This is a genomic window from Solilutibacter pythonis, from assembly GCF_003697345.1.
In the GTDB taxonomy this organism is placed as follows: domain Bacteria; phylum Pseudomonadota; class Gammaproteobacteria; order Xanthomonadales; family Xanthomonadaceae; genus Solilutibacter; species Solilutibacter pythonis.
Window position 1 is genome coordinate 73,952 of sequence record NZ_RFLY01000007.1, and the last position, 18,022, is coordinate 91,973.

The following is an 18,022-nucleotide window of genomic DNA, read 5'->3' on the forward strand; positions in this document are numbered from 1 at the left end:
GCGTATTTCCTGTTTCGATTTGTCGCGTTCAATCCCAGTCGCGGCACGCGCGGCCGCGCTTCACTTCGCCGCGGCCACGCTTGGCTTCCAGCCGGCGCGCCTTCGCGGCACGCGTCGGCCGGGTGGCGACGCGCGGCTTCGGCACATGCAGGCCATGCGCGAGGAAGGCGGCCAGGCGTTCCCGCGCGTCCTCCCGGTTGCGCTCCTGGGTACGGAAGCGCTGCGCCTGGATCACGATCACGCCCTCCCCGGTCACGCGCCGGTCGCGCCGGGCCAGCAGGCGCGCTCGCACCGCCTCCGGCAGCGAGGGCGAGCCGGCCACGTCGAAGCGCAGCTCGACCGCGGTGGCGACCTTGTTGACGTTCTGGCCACCCGCGCCCGAGGAACGCACGAAGCGTTCGCTCAATTCCTCCTCGGCGATGGCGATGCCCGGTGCGATTTGCAGCATCCGCGCACTTTAGCCGAAGTCCATGACGCGCCATATGGAAACGCATCGCGCCGGCGGCTTATCCTGCCCCTTTCCCATCGAGCATCCACCGATGAAACGCCTGTCGTTCGCCCTCGCGCTGGCCCTGGCCGCCGCCGCCGTCTTCGCCGCGCCGCCCAGCCAGCGGCAGGTGGAAAAGCTGCTGGACACGATGGAGGCGCAGAAGATCGTCGACCAGATGATCCCCGCCATGCTGGAACAGGTCCGCGAGATGGCCGACCAGATGCTGGCCGAGGAAAACGCCAGCCAGGCCGAGCGCGAACGCGCCCGGCGCCTGCTCGCCAAGCAAGAAGCCGAACTGCGCGACACGCTGGCCTGGGCCAAACTGGAGCCGATCTACACCCGCGTCTACGCCGACACGCTGACCGACCAGGAAGTGGAAGCGATGACCGCCTTCTACGACAGCCCCGAGGGCCGCGGCGTGATGCGGAAACTGCCGGAGATCATGCGGCGCTCGATGATCGAGATGCGGCCGATGATGCAAGCATCGATGCAGAAGATGATGCGGGACATCGAATCGGAATTCGGCCCGCCGGCCAAGCGCGGGAAGTAAGCCGCGCCGCCCGGCCCGCTCAGGCCGGCGCGTCTTGCAGCAGGGCCAGCGCGCGGGCGAATTCGCCCGACGGCGGGCAAACCACCCGCAGCCGCTCGCCGGTGGCCGGGTCGGTGAACTCGAGCGCCTGCGCGTGCAGCAGCATGCGATGGACGCCCCGCATGCGGAAGGCGCGGTTATGCCGGCCATCGCCATGGCTGGTATCGCCAATCAAATGATGCGAAGCGTGCTTGAGATGCCGACGGATCTGCCGGAAGCGCCCGGTGCGCGGCGCGGCCCGCAACAACGCATAGCGCGAGGTGGCGAACGCCTGCGAGGGCCACGGCAACTCGGCTTTCGCCAGTACTTCGAAATCGGTGACGGCCGCCTTCTTTTTCGGTTTGCCCGGCCCGCCGTCGAGTGGATGGTCGATGCTGAAAACCTCGTCCGCCGGCCAGCCGCGGCAGATCGCGAGGTAATGCTTCGCCACCTCGCCCACCATCCACGCCTTGCCCAGCGCCGAGGCGGTTTCGCGCTCGAAGGCCAGCAGCAGGCAGCCGCTGGTGGCGCGGTCCAGCCGGTGCACCAGGAACACCGGCCGCCCGAACTGCTCGCGCAGGCGGTCGGCGGCGAAATCGGTCTCCCCACGCGCCAGGGCGCTGTCGTGCACCATCAATCCCGCCGGCTTGTCCACCACGGCGAATTTTTCGCCAAGCCACCGCACCGGCAGCGTGGTGTCGTCCAGCCGTGACGCCTGACAGGCGCCGCCATCGGCAATCTCGTTCATCATGGCGGCCATTTTCAACCCAGGAACCCCGGATGTCCCGCCTTCGCACCCTTTCGCTGGCCTGCGCGCTCGCGCTCGCGCCCACCGCGCGCGCCGCCGCCGACGCCCCCCGCTTGCCCCAGGGCGTCTCCGCCGCCAGTTGCGTGGAAGGCATCTGCGAATACGGACTGGCCAACGGCCTGCGGGTGCTGCTGTTCCCCGATGCCTCCAAGCCGACCGTGACCGTGAACGTCACCTACGCGGTCGGTTCGATGCACGAGAACTACGGCGAGACCGGCATGGCCCACCTGCTGGAGCACATGGTGTTCAAGGGAACGCCGCGCCATGGCGACATCCCGGCCGAGATGAAGCGGCGCGGCATCAGCTTCAACGGCACCACCAGCCTCGACCGCACCAACTACTTCGGCAGTTTTCCCGCCAACGACGACACCCTCGACTGGCTGCTGGCGATGGAAGCCGACCGCATGGTCAACGCCTTCATCGCCCGCAAGGATCTCGACAGCGAGATGACCGTGGTGCGCAACGAGATGGAGCGCGGCGAGAACAAGCCGGGCCGCGTCCTCACCCAACGCCTGCGCGCGGCGGCCTTCCAGTGGCACAACTACGGCAAGAGCACCATCGGCAACCGCGCCGATGTAGAAAACGTGCCGATCGAGCACCTACAAGCCTTCTACCGCCGCTGGTACCAGCCGGACAACGCCACGCTGATCGTCGCCGGCCGTTTCGACCCGGCCAAGGTGCTGACGAAGGTGCGGGACACCTTCGGCCAACTGAAGCGCCCCGCACGCCAGTTGCCGACGCTGTGGACGCTCGAACCGACCCAGGACGGCGAACGCGAGATCACCGTGCGCCGCAGCGGCGACCTGCGCCTGATCGGCCTCGCCTACCACGTGCCCGCCGCCGCCCACCCGGACACGCCGGCCCTGCTGGTGCTGGCCAACATCCTCGGCCATACCCCCGGCGGGCGTCTGCACAAATCGCTGGTCGAGACCCGGCTGGCCGCCAGCGCCTTCGCCGGGACCGGCGCGCGGCGCGAGCCGGACACCTTCACGCTCATCGCGGTGCCGCCGAACGAGCACGACCCGGCCAAGGCCGAGGCGGAACTGCTGAAGCAGGCCGAACGGATCGCCGACACGCCGATCACCGCGCAGGAACTGGCCGATGCCCGGCAACGCATCGCCAACGGCTACGAACTGGCCTTCAACGACGTCAACCGGATCGGACTGGCGATGAGCGAATACGTCGCCGCCGGCGACTGGCGGCTGTACTTCGTGCTGCGCGACGCGATGGAGAAAGTCACGCTGGAGGACGTCAATCGCGTGGCCACGAAATATCTCATCGCCACCAACCGCACGCTGGCGCGCTTCGTGCCGACCGACAACGCCGTGCGCGCCGAGATCACCAAGGCCCCGGCGCTCGCCCCCCTGGTCGCGGGTTACACCGGCCGCGAAGCGGTGGCCGCCGGCGAAGTCTTCGATACCGGCATCGGCAACATCGCCGCGCGTACGGAAATCCTCACCCTCGGCGAGGGTCTGAAAGTCTCGCTGCTGCCGAAGAAGAACCGCGGCCAGACCGTGGTGGTGGATGCCGATTTCCGCTTTGGCGACGTCGCCACGCTGAAGCGGCACCCGGTCGCCGCCGCCGGCATGGTCGGCGCGATGCTGATGCGCGGCAGCCAGGCGCTCAACCGTGAAGAGATCGACAAACGCTTCGAAGCCCTGAAGACCGCCGCCAACGTCAACGGCGGCATGCAAGGCGCCAGCATCGGCCTGGCCACCCGGCGCGGCGAGCTGGCCGAGGCGCTGACGCTGGCCGCCGACATCCTGAAGCGCCCGTCCTTCCCGGCAAGCGAATTCGAGCAGCTCAGGTTGCAGGCGATCACCGCCATCGAAGCCTCGCGCAAGGACCCCAACACGGCCATCGCCCAGGCCGCCGGCCCGCACTTCGACCCCTGGCCGAAGGACCACCCGCTGCGCTTCCGCGACCTGGACCAGTCGCTGGCCGACCTGCGCGCACTCGAACTCGACGACCTGCGCGCCTTCCACCGCGATGTCTACGGCAGCGCCGCCGGCGAAATCGCCATCGTCGGCGATTTCGACCCGGCCACGGTCAAACCGCTGCTGCAAAAGCTGTTCGCCGACTGGCGGCCGGGCACGCCCTACCGACCGATCGACACCCGCCACCATCCAGTCGCGCCCGAACGCCGCCGCCTGGAAACGCCGGACAAATCGAATGCCGTGTACATGGCGCGGATGAACCTGCCGCTCAACGACAACCATCCCGACTACCCCGCCCTGCTGGTCGCCAACCATGTCTTTGGCGGCGGCGGCCTGTCCTCGCGGCTGAGCGACCGTGCGCGCCAGAAGGACGGCTTGAGCTACGGCATCGGCAGCGCGATTTCCGCCGACTCCAGCCAGAGCGGCCGGGACGATGCCGGCAGTTTCAGCATCCAGGGCATCGCCGCGCCACAGAACATGGCGAAGCTGGAAGCCGCGGTGCGCGAGGAATTGGAACGCTTCGTACGCGAGGGCATCACCGGGAAGGAACTGGCCGACGCCGTCAACGGCATGCTGACCCAGCGCGCGCAGTCGCGCGCCAGCGACCGCAACCTGGCCGCGCTACTGAATGCCGACCAGTACCTGGGCCGCCGCATGCGGCGGCGCGCCGAGTTCGAGGCAAAGCTGAAATCGCTGAGCGTCGCCCAGGTCAACGCGGCGATCGCGCGCCACCTCGAACCGACGCGGATGAGCGTGTACATGGCGGGCGATTTCGCCAGGGCCGAAGCCGGCGAGTAAACGCTTCGAAGCAGCGGGCGGGCCGGACATCGCCGGACCGGGCCGCCGGGCCGCACGACCCGGCTCAGCGGCCGCGCACGCGGCGTCGCGGCCAAGCCGCGATCAACGCCCAGAGGCCGCCCAGGCCGGCGATCCAGGTCGATACCGGGATACCGGCGATGCCCGGCCCCCCGGCTTCCAGCGCGTACAGCACGCTGGCGACGATCAACAGGCCCACGCCCAGCACCGCCGAGATCATCCGCTTCTGCATGATGTGCAAATCCTTCGACAGCACGCGCAGATCGTGCGATTCCATGCGGATGCGGTGCCCGCCCTGCACCTGCTGCTTCAGCCAGGCGTGCACGAGCCCCGGCATGTCCGGCGCATGCGTCACCAGCGCCGGCAGGCGCTGGCCGAACTCGCGCAGCAGCCGCTTCGGGCTGTAGCGCTCGACGAGAATCTTCTCCAGCACTGGCTTGGCCACGGCCCAGATGTCGATCCGCGGATCGAGCAGCCGGCCGATGCCCTCGATGTTGAGCAGGGTCTTCTGCAACAGGATCAACTGCGGTTGCAAGGTGAGCTGGTAGCGCTGCGCCACGCGGAACAGCTTGGCCAGCACCTCCGCCAACGATATCTCCGAGAGCGGGCGGGTGAAGTACGGCTCGCAGATGCCGCGCGCGGCGGCTTCCAGCTCGTCGATGCGCACGTTGGCCGGCATCCAGCCCGCTTCCACGTGCAGCTCGGCGATGCGGCGGTAGTCGCGATTGAAGATCGCCATGAAATTCTCGGCGAGGTAGTACTGATCCTCGCGCGAGAGCTGGCCCATGATGCCGAAATCCAACGCGATGAAACGCGGGTTCCGCTGCCGCTCGGGATCGACCCAGATGTTGCCGGCATGGGCGTCGGCATGGAAGAAGTTGTCGCGGAACACCTGCTCGTAGAACACCCGCACACCCTTCGCCGCCAGCGCCTTGCGGTCGATCCCGGCCGCGTCCAGGCGCGCGATGTCGTCGCTGGGAATGCCGCGCACCCGCTCCATCGTCATCGCGCGGTCGGCGCTCAGCGCCCAGATCACTTCGGGCACGTAGAGATCGGCGCTGCCCGCCCAGTTGCGTCGCAGCAAGCTGGCGTTGCCGGCCTCGCGTTGCAGGTCGAGCTCGGCGGCGAGCGTGGATTCGATTTCGGCCACCACCTCGCGCGGGCGAATCTTGTCGGCGTTGGGGTGGGTCCGCTCGACCATGCCGGCCAAGTCGTAGAGCAGCGAGATATCGCCGGATATCTGCTTGCCGATGCCGGGGCGCAATACCTTCACCACCACCTCGCGGCCATCATGCAGCGTCGCCGCATGTACCTGGGCGATCGAGGCAGAAGCCAGCGGAACGGTATCGAAGCTGGCGAACAATTCGCCGATCGGCTTGCCCAGCGATGCCTCGACGATCCGCCGCGCCACCTCGCCATCGAACGGCTTGACCCGATCCTGCAACAACGCCAGTTCCTCGGCGATGTCGGCCGGCACCAGGTCACGGCGGGTGGAAAGGATCTGCCCGAACTTGACGAAGATCGGCCCGAGCGCCTGCAACACCATGCGCAGGCGCTCGCCGCGCGCCATCGCTTGCACGTCCTTGGAGGCGCGCGGCACGAACGGTCGCGCCAATTTGAGCCAGCGCTCGACGGAGGTGCCATCGAGCAGGGCGTCGAGGCGATAACGCAGCAGGACACGGCCGATGCGCCAGAGGCGGCGGGCCGACTTCATCGCCCGCGTCTCATACGCCGGCCTTCAGGCGCGCCACGCGCGCGGCCATGCGCTCGACGTCGTCGCGCAGCGCATCCACATCGTCATGGAACGCGTTCTGCTCCTCGCGCCCCACCACCTCGCGCGATTCCTCGGTCAACCAATCGGCGGCGCTGCCGGCGAACGCGGCCCCCGCCACCCGCGCGCGCTTCAACGCGAAGGCGAAACCATTGGCGATCTGCATGCCCAGCACCTCCCCGAACACCACGGTGAGCGGCCGCGCCCAATCGGGATCGAAGCGCTCGGCCATCCGCTGCAAGCGGCGCGCCAGCTCGGCGTCGCCTTCGATGCGCAACCGCCCGACCGGCGACGCATCCTCGCCGCGCAGCATCGGCAGTTGCCGCAACAGGCCGCCCAGCGTGGCGCGCACGGAAAGGTCGGTGCGCGCATCCTCGGCCACGGGACCGATTTCCAGCGCATCGCCCGTCACCGTCACCCGCAAGGCCAGGGGCGGCGAGGCGAGATGAAGTTCGACGCCGCGTCCATCGAGCGCGGCCAGCTCGGCGCGCGTATCGGCGTCCAGCGCCAGGGCGCGGTTGAGCGCCGTCTGCAAGGCGCGCCCGGCCGGGACTTTCCAGTTGAAAGGCAACGTTGCGGTCATCCGCGCATTCTAGCCGCGCGCGCGCCATGCCTCGCTCACGCGGCGCATCCCTTCCTCCATCGATACCTTCGGCGCGTAGCCGAAATCGCGCCGCGCCGGGGCCATGTCGTACCAATGCGTGGTGGCGAGCTGTTCGGCCAGGAAGCGGGTCATCGGCGGTTCGCCACGCAGCCGCAGCAGCGGCCACAGCGTTTCGGCCAGCGCACCGGCGGCATAGGCGAGCCGGAACGGGACATGCCGGCGCACCGGCGGCGCGCCGGTCGCCTCCAGCAGGCGGTCGATCATCCGCGCCATCGTCCACGGTTCGCCATTGCTTATGAAGTAGGCGCGGCCGGCGCAGGCGCTCCCCACGGCGAGATGCTCGAAGGCGGCGAAGTGCGCCTCGGCAGCGTTGTCGACATAGGTGGTGTCGATCAGGTTCCGCCCATCGCCGACCAGCGCCAGCCGCCCGGCCCGGGCACGCTCGAGCAGGCGCGGCAGCAGTTGATTGTCGCCAGGCCCCCAGATCAGGCGCGGACGCAGCGCGACGGTGGCGAGCGTTGCGTCGTTGGCCGCCAGCACGATCTTTTCGGCGATCTGTTTCGTGGCGGCGTAGGGCGCCTTGAGGTCCTGGCCATAAGGCACGTCATCGGCGCTGCCACCCTCGACCGGGTGCGTGGCGCGATGGGTGACGCTGGGCGTGGAGGTGTACACCAGCCGCCCGATGCCATGCGCGCGGCAGGCCGCCAGCACGTGGCCGGTGCCGAGCACGTTGGCGCGGTGGTAGCTTTCGTAGCCACCCCAGGCGCCGGCCTTGGCGGCGTTGTGGAAGATCGCCTCGCAGCCCCGCGCCGCTTCGATCACCGCGGCGCGATCGGCCAGATCGCCCTGTAGCTGCGTCACGCCCAATGCGTCCAGCGCCGGGTACAGGCCACGGTTGAAGCTGACCACCCGATGCCCGCGCGCCACCAGGCCCGCGCAGAGTTTCTGGCCCAGAAATCCGCCGCCGCCCGTCACCAGTATCTTCATGCCGCCTGCTCCATCCGCCCATCGTCCACGGCGCTGGCATCCGCCGGCGCATCGGTCATCGGCGCGCGCCCGGCCGCCGCGTATCGCGCTTGCGCGGGTGATGCCGCCCGCCTGCCATCGCCGGCAACGCGGATCTTCATCGCGCCGCCGCCCACAACGCCAGCTTCTCGCGCCCGATCTTGGCATTGTGACGGATGTCGACGGGAAACCGGCCGGGATGGCGCAGGAAGCGTTCGACCCTGGCGGTATGCACGAAGCCATCGGCGCGCGCGCGCAGTTCGCGCTCGATCCGCGGCCATTCGCCCGCGGCCACGCCCACGCGCAATTCCACGCACAGCACCGGCGCCCGGGCCTGGCCGCCGCTTGGCGCACCGCGCCGGTCCGCCGCGCGCGCCACGCCGACCAGCGCGGTGCGCGCGACGTCGGGATGGGCGTTGAACACCGGCTCGATCTGCTCGGTGCACAGCGTGGTCGTTTCGTCCACCACCACCCGCTGCGATTTGCGGCCACAGAACCACAGCCGGCCTTCGCCATCGAACCAGCCCAGGTCGCCCATGCGGTGGACGATGCGCACGCCGCCATCGGCCAGCGGTTCGCGGATCTTCGACAGCGCGGTTTGTTCCTCGCGGTTGAAATAGGCATCGGTGGCGCTTGGCCCGGCCACGGTGATTTCGCCGACGACGCCCCTCGGCACTTCACGCGCGTCGGCCCATTCGGCGATGGCCTCGTCACGGATGGCGATGATCCGCACCGTATTGCCCGCCACCGGCCGGCCGACACAGGTGCCCGCGCCGGTCTCGGTGCGCTCGCGCAGGGTCAGCAGCTCACGGCCTTCGATCACCGCCACCGGCAGGCATTCGGTGGCGCCATAGGGCGTCCACAGCCGCGCGCCCTCGGGCAGCAGCCGCAGCATCTGCGTCACCACCTCCGGCGGCACCGGCGCGCCGGCGCTGGTCGCCAGCCGGACGCCCGGCAACGGCTCGCCGTATTCGGCCAGCACCCGCATCAACGCCGGTGAACCGAACAACTGGGTCACGCCGAAACGGCGGATCGCCGCATGCAGCTTGCGCGGATCGGCCCGGGCCGGCCGGGTCGGATCCATGTCGGGGATGATCGAAGTCAGGCCCAGCGCGGGATCGAACAGCGCGAACGGCGGAAAGGTCGGCAGATCGACGCCCCCCGGCTCGATGCCGAAGGCCGCGCGCAACATCTCGATCTGGGCGAGGAAATGCCGGTGCCGGTAGAGCACGCCCTTGGGCACGCCGGTCGAGCCGCTGGTGAACAGGATCGCGGCGACGTCCTCGCCGTGGGTCGCGCCGAAATCGCGCGGCGCGCCGGCGCCTTCGCGCTCGATCGCGGCCAGCGTGGCATCGGCGAACCACGCGCGCCGGCCGGTGCTCACGCGGATGCGCGCCGACTTCGCCCAGCCAAGCGCGACCTTCGCCAGCATCGCCAGCGGGATGCCGATGAAGGCGTCCGGCCGTGCTTCGTCCAGGCATTGCCTGAGCGCGCGCTTGTCGATGCCGGGATCGACCAGCACCGGCACCGCGCCGAGCCGGAACAGGGCGAACATCAGCAGGAAGAATTCGGGCGTCGGCCGCACCATCACCACGCAGCGCGCGCCGCGCCCGATGCCGCGCCCGAGCAGGCCGGCGGCGATGGCGTCGCTGCGCGCGTCGAGCGCGCCATAGGTCAGGGATTCGGCGTAATCGCCACGGCCGGGCACGCGCATGGCGATGCGATCCGGCGCTTGAAGCGCCCGCTGGCGCAGGCTGTCGGCGATGTTGGCGGGGGGGGAGTCGGCGGCCATCCGGGCATTGTCCCAGCCCCGGCCGCGAGATACGAGCCGCCCCTTGCCAAATGCCGCGCGATGCAGAAAATCCGCGCATGCCCACCCACCCCGACGCACCGCCCTTCGCCCACCCCTGCCTCGGCTGCGGGGCGTGTTGCGCGCATTACCGGATCAGCCTGCACTGGTCGGAAGCGGCGGCGGAACTGGGCGGCCCGGTGCCGGTCGAGCTGACCCTGCCGGTCCGTCCGCACGAGTTGGCGATGCGCGGCACCTCGCAGCGCCATCCGCACTGCATCGCGCTGGATGCGGAAATCGGCCGCCGCTCGCGTTGCGTCATCCATCCAAGGCGACCTCAAGCCTGCCGCGAACTGCACGCCTCGTAGGAGCATGGGGAAGCCAACCCGCAATGCGACCGGGCGCGCGCCGCGTATGGCCTGCCGGCACTGACGCCCGCCGACTGGACAGGGGCCGGACACGCCCCGCCCGCGGCCGCCTGAAAGACCCGCGCGCCAGGCGCGGACGTCGCCACGTCTGGCCCCACTACCATCGACACGCCGCCGCCCGGCAGACGCGGACGCTCAGCGTGGACATCGCCGCATCGGCCCTACCACCATCGACACGCCGCCGCCCGGGAGGCGCGGGCGCTCAGCGCGGGCGCAGCCGCATCGCCAGCTTGCGCGCGCGCTCGAAGGGCATGCCCTCGCCGGGCTGGGTCAGGCCGTGCATCACCAGCCGCCGGAACGGCTTGCCCATCCGCGCCGCGCCCAGCGCCAGCTTGCGCGCGGCCCGCGCCGGCGCGCGGTCATCGGTATACAGCGTGGCCACCAGCTTGGTGGCGAGATAGAGCGGCCGGGTCGCGGCACGATGTTCGATGTCGTAATCGGCCAGCAGTTTCTCGGCATAAATCGGCTCGCCGTGCGCGAGCGCGTCGAGGATGCGTTTCGACAACGATTCCACCGACAGCAGGCCGAAGTTGAAACCGTGCGCGGTGACCGGGTGCATCCCCACAGCGGCATCGCCGATGCAGGCGAAGCGCTCGGCGTGGAAGCGCTCCGGGTACACGCCGACCAGCGGATACGCCACCGCCGGACCGACGCGCTTCATCGCGCCGAGGCGTCGATCGAAACGCGCGCTCATCGCGGCGCCGAAGGCGTCTTCGTCCAGCGCCAGCAGGGCGTCGATCTCGGCGCGCGTCGCGGTCAGCACGGCCGATGAAGTATTCGCGTCGTCGAGCGGCAAGAGCGCCAGCGTCTGCCCGTAGCGGAACCATTCCCAGGCGGTCGCCTCGTGCGGCGCCTCGTGGCGCATCCGCACCACCAGCATCGTACGGCCGAAATCGTGCAGGTCGGCGCGGATGCCGAGCGCGCGCCGGCTCTCCGAGAAACGGCTGTCGGCGGCGATCAGCAACTGCCCGCGCAGCACCCGGCCATCGGCCAGCCGCACTTCGCCGCCGCCGGCATCGGCGTGGACGCCCGCCACGCGGGCGCCGGCAACGATATCCACCTCGCCGCTTTCCCGCACCGCCTGCCACGCGGCGCGGCGGATCGCATGGTTCGACACCAGCCAGCCCAGTTGCGGCTGCCCGGCCTCGGCATGCGAGAAGAGCAGGCCGTCGGCATCGTCGCCATCGATGACCCGGGCGTCGCGCAACGTGCCAATGTCGGTGTCGGCGATGCGATCCCACAGGCCGTATTCGCGCATCAACCGATGCGAGCGGTGGGTCAGCGCGATCTCGCGGCCATCGTCGGCGGGGTCGGCCAACGCGCTTTCCGCCTGCTGCTCGACCAGCGCGATGGACAGGCCGCTGCCCGCCAGCGCGCGGGCGAAAGTGAGTCCGGCCGGGCCGGCGCCAATGATGAGGATGTCGTATTTCAACTCGATGGCCCGATATGGCTGCAAGGAAAACCGCTCACGTGGTCGCCATGATACGACCGTCAAAGGCGGCAGCCGGTCATTACAGCCACTCGACCGCTCATCTGTTTGATGCAGATCAAATTTCCGGGCAGGCCAAGGATTTTAATACCCTTCCACAAAAGAAGCCGATACCCGGCGAAAAAAGGAAAAACATGGCCAACATCAACATCCAGATACTCGAAGAAGCCATCCAGAAAATGCGCGGCACCCTGGGCGAGGGGTTGATTTCATCCGACATCTGGGAAGCGAACACCGGCAAGTCGCTTGCCGGCTACAACGTGCAACCCCAGGCGGTGGCGGTTTTCGACGCCTTGACCACGGAGATTTCCAACACCCTGGACAATGCCGGATTCCCGGGGCTGGGCAGCTATTACATGATCCACCTCAACAACGATTCGATCTGCTTCCTCATCAATCATGCCGGCAGCCAGTTGTTGCAGGGCATCCTGTTCGACGCCAAGAAAGTGAACATCGGCCTGTTCTTCAGCCTGGTATTGAAGGACTTGCAGGATGCGGTGCTGAAAGCCTATTCCTGAGTACGCCGCAGGAAATCACGGATCATCGGCACCAGTTCCTGGTGCCGGTCTTCCAACACGTAGTGACCGGCGTCACCGAAGGCATGCACTTCGGCTTGCGGCAGCGCGCGGGTGAAACCGGCGAGGAAGTGCTTGTCGAACACGAAATCGCGCAGGCCCCAGCCGATGAACACCGGACGCCCGGCGTATCCGGGTAGCTGTCTTTCCGCCGCCAGCAGTAGCGGCCAAGCGCGGTCGCGCGCATCCAGCGGGATGTCCTGCATGAAGCGCAGGGTGGAAATCGCGTTTTCCCAGCCGTCGTAGACGCCGCTGTAGGCGCGCTTGACCGCCGGCTCCAGCATGCGCACGGTGCCGAAGGCCGCCGCCCCGCGGGCGAACAGGTTGAAGCGCCGGATCAGCCAGCCACCGATGCGCGAATGGCGCCCCATGGCGATCCGCCACGGCATCGGCTTTTCCTCCGGCAGCGGGAAGGAGGCGGTATTGGTGACGATCAGCCGCTTGACGCGGCCGGGATCCTTGAGCGCCCAGCCGAAGCCGATCATCCCGCCCCAGTCGTGCAGGGCCAGCGTGATCGGACCGGTGACGCCCAGATGCGCAAGCAGCGCGTCGAGATCCTCGATACGCGATTGCAGGGTGTAGTCGTAGCGCGGGCGCGCGGCGGCGGCATCGTCCGGTTTGTCCGACAGCCCCATGCCGACGTGATCGGGCACGATGCAGCGGTAACGCTCGCGCAAACCCGACACCAGGTGACGCCAGTAATAGCTCCACGACGGGTTGCCGTGCAGCATCAGCACCACTTCGCCATCGCGCGGGCCTTCGTCGAGGAAGGACATGGCGATGCCCGGGCGCACTTCGAAGCGCCGCGGGATGAAGGGGTAATCGGGAAGGTCGTATGGCGGGTTCATCATTTCAATAGCGACAATTGGCCGTTCCGTTCGTCCCGCAGGGTTTCGGCGCGGCGGATCATGGCCTGGACGGCGGGAGCGGCATGGATCGCCGCCAGTTCTATCGCCGGATGCGCATTGGCGAACACCCGGAACACTTCATCGGCGAAAGCTTGCCCAATGTCCGTCCCCCCCGAAAAATCCAGGACCACGATACGGAACCCCGCCACCTTCTCCAACAACCGTTTGGCCTGGGCGCGCATGCCGACGTGCTGGCGCGAAAGCCCGGGGCGGGCCGCCACCATGCTGACCATATCCCGGGGAGGGCTGGCGACCGCCTGGATCAAGGCGGTATCGATTTCGGGCGAACGATCGAGCCTGGCCATCGGGCGATTGCAAAGTCAATCCCGAGGGATCGACAGATCATTACCGCGAAACCGACAAGTCACGACAGTGCGGATGGCTCACCAAACCACTTCCGACATCGTGCAGTTCAGGCCCGAACCGATGCCGAGCAGCGCAATACGGTCGCCCTTCTTCAACCGGCCGGTCTGCTTGAGCTTGGACAGCACGATCGGCACCGAGGCCGGACCGATGTTGCCATGCTCGCCGAAGATGGTCATGACTTTCTTCGGGTCGATGCCGAAGGAGTGGATCAGGTTCTGGGTATGCACCTTGCTGACCTGGTGCACCACGAACTGATCCAGCTCGTGCACCGCCCAGCCCATCGCCTGGCGGGCGGCGGCGAACGTCTTCTGCGCCAGTTGCATGCCCTGGATCAGGAGTTGCCGGGTATCCGTGACCATGCGGTCGAGATTGCCGCGGCACAGCGTGTTCCACTCGGTGGCCGAGCGGGTCACGCCGCCCTTGTAGCGCGGCGCTTCCGGCGCCAGGTCGGCGTGCGCCAGCACCATGCCGGCGGCGCCCGAGCCGAGGGTCAGGGTGGCCAGCTCGTTGCGGAACTCGTCCTCGGTGGAATCCGGGCGCAACATGCGCTCGATGGTCTTTTCGTAGGCGAGGTCGGCGGTCTCGCCATCGACCACCAGCGCGTAATCGATCTCGCCGCGCTCGATCATCCGCGCCGCCATGTCCATGCCGTTGATGAAGGCGAGACAGGCGTTGGCCACGTCGTAGTTCTGGCAGGTGTCGGCCACTTGCAGGTTGCCGGCGACGATGCTGGCGGTCGAGGGCTCCAGGTAGTCGCGGCTGACCGAGGTGCTGACCAGCAGACCCAGCCTGTCGGCGCCGATGCCGGCGTCCTCGAGGGCGAGGATGCCGGCCTCGGTGGCGGCATCAGAGGAGAGCTTGTCGCTGCCCCACAGGCGGCGGGCATGGATGCCGGCGACGTCCTTCAGCACGTCGACGCGGATGCCGAGGCGGTCGAGCGTCGGCCTCAGGCGGGCATTGATTTCGTCGGACGTGACCTGCTTCGGCGCGTCCACATGGGCAAGGCCGGCGATGGCGACATTGTTGAAAAGCATGGCGGGCAAGCCCAGGCAGGGACAAAGACTGCGAAGGATAGCGATTTACGGCCCCGTCCGCATCCTTTCAAGCGCACGCCTGAAGCGGCCGCTTGCTGACGGAGTAGCGGGGATGTCCAGAATGAAGCTGCATACTTTCAAGCACGCGCCTGAAACGCCCCCCCGCCACACGCCCGCTTCAGCGGGCGCAGCGCCACGCGGCGAAGCGCTGCCTGCCATCGGCCGGCACGGCCAGCGGGTGGATGTCGGTGGCGGGGATGCCGGCGGCCTGGTTGCGCGCCAGGGTCTCCAGTTCGTCGCTCACCTTCAGCGGATTACGTTTGTACAACGCCACCTTGTCGGTGACTTCGACCTCGATCTCGCCCACCTTGACGCAACCGGCCGGCGCCGCGCGCTGCACCCTGACCTTCTGCGCCTCGGGCTGGATCGGCACCCAGGTGCAGGCGGCGAGCGCAAGGACGGTGGCGGCGGGGACGAGGACAAGACGCATCGGGAACTCCAGAGCGGGTCGGAAACGACAATGCCCGCCATTGTGGCGGGCATTGCGGAGCAGCGGAACCTCGAAGCTGAACTTTACTTCTTGGCCACCGGCTTGCCGTCGGCGTCGAGCAGGGTGACTTCGCCCAGATTGAGCGCGCGCACCGGCGCCTCGATCTTGGACAGATCGCCCACCACCACCCAGACCAGACGAGCCGGGTCGATCGTCTTGGCCGCGGCGTTGGCCTGGGCCGGGGTGAAGGCTTCGACCTCGGCGTTGCGCACCTGCACCCAGTTGTCCGGGCGGCCGTAGCGGACGATGCCGCCGATGGTGCTCATCACCGAGCGGGCGGTCTCGTAAGCGCCGGGCTGGCTGCGCACATCGTTGTTCACCACCTTGATTACCTCGGCCTGCGTGGCCGGGGCCTTGCCGCTGGCGTAACCGCCGAATTCGCGCTGCATTTCCTTGATCGATTCGGCGGTCTTGTCGATCTGCACCGGCGCCATCGCGATCCACGGCCGCTGGCCGAGCGCGCCGACCAGCGAGGTGCGGGCGCCATAGGACCAATGCTTGTCCTCGCGCAGGTTCATGTTGAGGCGCGAGGTGAAGCTGCCGCCGAGGATGTCGTTGGACATCTCCAGCTTGACGGCGCCGGGGTCGCGGGTGGAAGGCACCAATTGGCCGGCCAGGATGTTGGCCTGCACCGCGCCGGGCTGGTCGATCAGGTACACCCTGGCCTGGGCCGGCTTGGCCACCTGCGGCAACGCCTTCGGCTTGGCCGCCGGGCCTTGGCCCTTCCATGCGCCGAGGTGCTTGTTCAGCACCGGCACGATCTCGTCCAGGGTGGTGTCGCCGACCACGATCAGCGTGGCGTTTTCCGGGCGCAGCCATTCGCGCTGGAAGGCGAGCAGGTCGTCGCGGGTCAGCGACCCGATCGCCGCCTCGGTGCCGCTGCCGGTGAACGGGATGGCGTAAGGATGGCCTTCGCCATAGAGCAGCGGCGGCAGCACGCGCATCGCCACCGCGTTCGGGCGGGCCTTTTCCTGGGCGATGCCGGCAACCCACTGCGCCTTGACCCGGTCGATGTCGGCCTGGTCGAAGCGCGGCTGGCGCAGCATGTCGGCAAACAGGGCGACCGAGGCGTCGAGGTTGGACTTCAACGCCGAGAGATAGACGTTGCCGCCATCGAGCGAAGCGCCGGTGCCGAACTGCGCGCCCAGCGCCTCGGATCGCGCTTTGAACGCCAGGGCGTCGAGCTGGCCGGCGCCTTCGCGCAGCATGCCCATGGCGAAGCTCGCTCGGCCCAGCTTGCCGCCGGCGTCCGAGGCATAACCGCCATCGAACTCGTAGCTCATCTGCACCACCGGGATGTCATGTCGCTGCGCCAGCACCAGGGTGCTGCCGTTGGCCAGCTTGGCGCGCTGCAAGGCCGGGAACTTGAGCGCCGGGAATTCGTCCACCCGCGGCACGCCCTGGCCGCGATCGACCGTGCTGGCGGTGGTCTTGTACTTGGCATCGGGCCGGGGGATCGACCACGGGGCCGGCTTCTCGCTCGGCGCCTCGGCCAGCGCCTTGCGCTCGCCGGGGCTGACCACGAAGGTATGGCTGGGGGCGCCAAGCCATTTTTGGCCGGCCTGCCGCACGCTGGCCGGGGTCGCGGCATCGATGGTGGCGAGCTGCGCGCCCAGGCACCCCGGGTTGCCCTCGAAAATGGTGCAGGAGGCGAGGATGTCGGCCTTGCCGCCGAAGCCGCCGATCCGCTCCAGCCCGCGCACCACCTGGGCGTTGATGCTGGTCTTTGCCTGCGCCAGCTCTTCCGCCGTCGGGCCTTCGCGCAGCAGCTTTTGCAGTTCTTCGTCGATGACGGCCTCGACCTTCTTCGGATCGACGCCCTGCTTCACCATCGCGTTGATCAGGAACGTGCCGGACAGTTGCGAGCCGTTGTTCGCGGTGCTGACGCTGTCCACCAGCTTGTCCTGGTACACCAGCCGGCGGTCGAGGCGCGAGGTGGCGCTGCCGCCCAATACCTGGTTGAACAGGTCGAGCAGCTCGCCGTCGCGGTTGCCTGCCTGGGCCACGTTCCAGACCCGGCGCAGCATCACCTGCGGCACCTTGTCCTGCATCTCGGTGCGGCCATCGGCCTTGAGCTGGGCGACATCCACCTTGGGCTGGGCGAGGGTCGGCCCGGCCGGGATGTCGCCGAAATACTTCGCCACTTTTTCCTTCGCGGTGGCGAGGTCGATGTCGCCGGCCAGCACCAACACCGCGTTGTTCGGGCCGTACCAGGCGCGGAACCAGTTCTTCACGTCTTCCAGCGTGGCCGCGTTGAGGTCGTTCATCGACCCAATCACGCTGTGGTGATAGGGATGGCCCTTCGGGTACATGGTCTTGACCGTCGTTTCCCAGACTTGGCCGTAGGGCTGGTTCTCACCCTGGCGCTTCTCGTTCTGCACCACGCCGCGCTGCTCGTCGAGCGTTTTCTGGTCGATCGCGCCGAGCAGGTGGCCCATGCGGTCGGATTCCATCCACAACGCCATGTCCAGCGCGGTGGTCGGCACGTTCTGGAAATAGTTGGTGCGGTCGGTATTGGTGGTGCCGTTCATGTTGGTGGCGCCGGCCTGCTCGAACGGGGCGAAGTATTCGCCGGGGTGGTTCTCCGAGCCGTTGAACATCAGGTGTTCGAACAGATGGGCGAAGCCGCTGCGCCCGGCCGGTTCGTCCTTGCTGCCGACGTGGTACCAGACGTTCACCGCCACCACCGGCGCCTTGCGATCGGTATGCACGACCACCCGCAGGCCGTTGGGCAGGGTGAAGGTCTCGTAGGGCAGCCTGACCGTCGGCTGGGCGTTGGCGGCGAAGGCCGGCATGGCGGCGAGGCCGCCGCCGAGCGCGGTGGTCAGGGCGAGCGCGAGCACGGCGGCGCGCGGAGCGCGGAATCGGGACATCGGGTATTCCT

General features: G+C 68.4%; 16 protein-coding genes and 1 pseudogene. 4 read left to right on the forward strand and 13 right to left on the reverse strand.

The annotated features are described in order from the left end of the window. Positions 1–28: 28 nt before the first annotated feature. The gene (gene arfB, locus EBB59_RS06330) at positions 29–448 is read right to left on the reverse strand and encodes an alternative ribosome rescue aminoacyl-tRNA hydrolase ArfB (protein ID WP_122101311.1); all 420 of its coding nucleotides are present in this window, start codon (positions 446–448) and stop codon (positions 29–31) included. 91 nt (positions 449–539) lie between these two features. On the opposite strand from arfB, the gene EBB59_RS06335 reads away from it, so the two are divergent. After that, complete coding sequence (locus EBB59_RS06335) at positions 540–1,040, forward strand: DUF2059 domain-containing protein (protein WP_158601729.1); 501 nt, start codon at positions 540–542, stop codon at positions 1,038–1,040. Positions 1,041–1,059: 19 nt separating this feature from the next. Here EBB59_RS06335 and EBB59_RS06340 read toward each other — a convergent pair whose 3' ends face one another. After that, positions 1,060–1,806: a pseudouridine synthase gene (locus tag EBB59_RS06340; RefSeq protein WP_122101386.1), complete on the reverse strand. Its 747-nt coding sequence runs from the start codon at positions 1,804–1,806 to the stop codon at positions 1,060–1,062. A gap of 32 nt (positions 1,807–1,838) precedes the next feature. Here EBB59_RS06340 and EBB59_RS06345 point away from each other — a divergent pair, with 32 nt between their 5' ends. After that, positions 1,839–4,601: a M16 family metallopeptidase gene (locus EBB59_RS06345; protein ID WP_122101313.1), complete on the forward strand. Its 2,763-nt coding sequence runs from the start codon at positions 1,839–1,841 to the stop codon at positions 4,599–4,601. Between the two features lie 64 nt (positions 4,602–4,665). Here the strand turns inward: EBB59_RS06345 and ubiB are convergent, their stop codons facing one another. The 5 genes from ubiB to oleC are packed head-to-tail and all read right to left on the reverse strand — an operon-like array spanning position 4,666 to position 9,791. Continuing rightward, positions 4,666–6,333: a ubiquinone biosynthesis regulatory protein kinase UbiB gene (gene ubiB / locus EBB59_RS06350; protein WP_122101314.1), complete on the reverse strand. Its 1,668-nt coding sequence runs from the start codon at positions 6,331–6,333 to the stop codon at positions 4,666–4,668. A 10-nt stretch (positions 6,334–6,343) separates the two neighbouring features. After that, on the reverse strand, positions 6,344–6,973 hold the full coding sequence (locus EBB59_RS06355; protein ID WP_122101315.1) for a ubiquinone biosynthesis accessory factor UbiJ: 630 nt from the start codon (positions 6,971–6,973) through the stop codon (positions 6,344–6,346). Between the two features lie 9 nt (positions 6,974–6,982). Beyond that, positions 6,983–7,981, reverse strand: coding sequence for a 2-alkyl-3-oxoalkanoate reductase (gene oleD / locus EBB59_RS06360; protein WP_122101316.1), 999 nt, complete (start codon positions 7,979–7,981; stop codon positions 6,983–6,985). After that, positions 7,978–8,121: a hypothetical protein gene (locus EBB59_RS13785; RefSeq protein ID WP_158601730.1), complete on the reverse strand. Its 144-nt coding sequence runs from the start codon at positions 8,119–8,121 to the stop codon at positions 7,978–7,980. The genes oleD and EBB59_RS13785 overlap by 4 nt, the downstream gene beginning before the upstream one ends. Continuing rightward, positions 8,118–9,791 carry an olefin beta-lactone synthetase gene (gene oleC, locus EBB59_RS06365; RefSeq protein ID WP_122101317.1) on the reverse strand — a complete coding sequence of 558 codons (1,674 nt, stop codon included), beginning with the start codon at positions 9,789–9,791 and terminating at the stop codon, positions 8,118–8,120. The genes EBB59_RS13785 and oleC overlap by 4 nt, the downstream gene beginning before the upstream one ends. A 77-nt stretch (positions 9,792–9,868) precedes the next feature. On the opposite strand from oleC, the pseudogene EBB59_RS06370 reads away from it, so the two are divergent. After that, positions 9,869–10,270: pseudogene (locus tag EBB59_RS06370) on the forward strand (YkgJ family cysteine cluster protein). A gap of 148 nt (positions 10,271–10,418) precedes the next feature. Here EBB59_RS06370 and ubiM read toward each other — a convergent pair. Further along, positions 10,419–11,648, reverse strand: a complete 1,230-nt coding sequence (gene ubiM, locus EBB59_RS06375; RefSeq protein WP_122101387.1) for a 5-demethoxyubiquinol-8 5-hydroxylase UbiM — start codon at positions 11,646–11,648, stop codon at positions 10,419–10,421. Positions 11,649–11,839: 191 nt separating this feature from the next. Here ubiM and EBB59_RS06380 point away from each other — a divergent pair, with 191 nt between their 5' ends. Continuing rightward, positions 11,840–12,223, forward strand: a complete 384-nt coding sequence (locus EBB59_RS06380) for a hypothetical protein (RefSeq protein ID WP_122101318.1) — start codon at positions 11,840–11,842, stop codon at positions 12,221–12,223. Here EBB59_RS06380 and EBB59_RS06385 read toward each other — a convergent pair. The 5 genes from EBB59_RS06385 to EBB59_RS06405 all read right to left on the reverse strand — a co-directional run bounded on the left by EBB59_RS06385 (position 12,214) and on the right by EBB59_RS06405 (position 18,011). Next, positions 12,214–13,128: an alpha/beta fold hydrolase gene (locus tag EBB59_RS06385; RefSeq protein WP_122101319.1), complete on the reverse strand. Its 915-nt coding sequence runs from the start codon at positions 13,126–13,128 to the stop codon at positions 12,214–12,216. The two genes, EBB59_RS06380 and EBB59_RS06385, sit on opposite strands and share 10 nt — an antisense overlap. Further along, positions 13,128–13,493, reverse strand: coding sequence for an STAS-like domain-containing protein (locus EBB59_RS06390; protein ID WP_122101320.1), 366 nt, complete (start codon positions 13,491–13,493; stop codon positions 13,128–13,130). The genes EBB59_RS06385 and EBB59_RS06390 overlap by 1 nt, the downstream gene beginning before the upstream one ends. Before the next feature lie 78 nt (positions 13,494–13,571). Next, the gene (locus EBB59_RS06395; RefSeq protein ID WP_122101321.1) at positions 13,572–14,588 is read right to left on the reverse strand and encodes a 3-oxoacyl-ACP synthase III; all 1,017 of its coding nucleotides are present in this window, start codon (positions 14,586–14,588) and stop codon (positions 13,572–13,574) included. Between the two features lie 178 nt (positions 14,589–14,766). Next, entirely contained in the window at positions 14,767–15,078 is a 312-nt protein-coding gene (locus EBB59_RS06400) for a DUF4156 domain-containing protein (protein ID WP_122101322.1), read from the reverse strand. 83 nt (positions 15,079–15,161) lie between these two features. Continuing rightward, the gene (locus EBB59_RS06405) at positions 15,162–18,011 is read right to left on the reverse strand and encodes a M16 family metallopeptidase (RefSeq protein ID WP_122101323.1); all 2,850 of its coding nucleotides are present in this window, start codon (positions 18,009–18,011) and stop codon (positions 15,162–15,164) included. Positions 18,012–18,022: the final 11 nt, after the last annotated feature.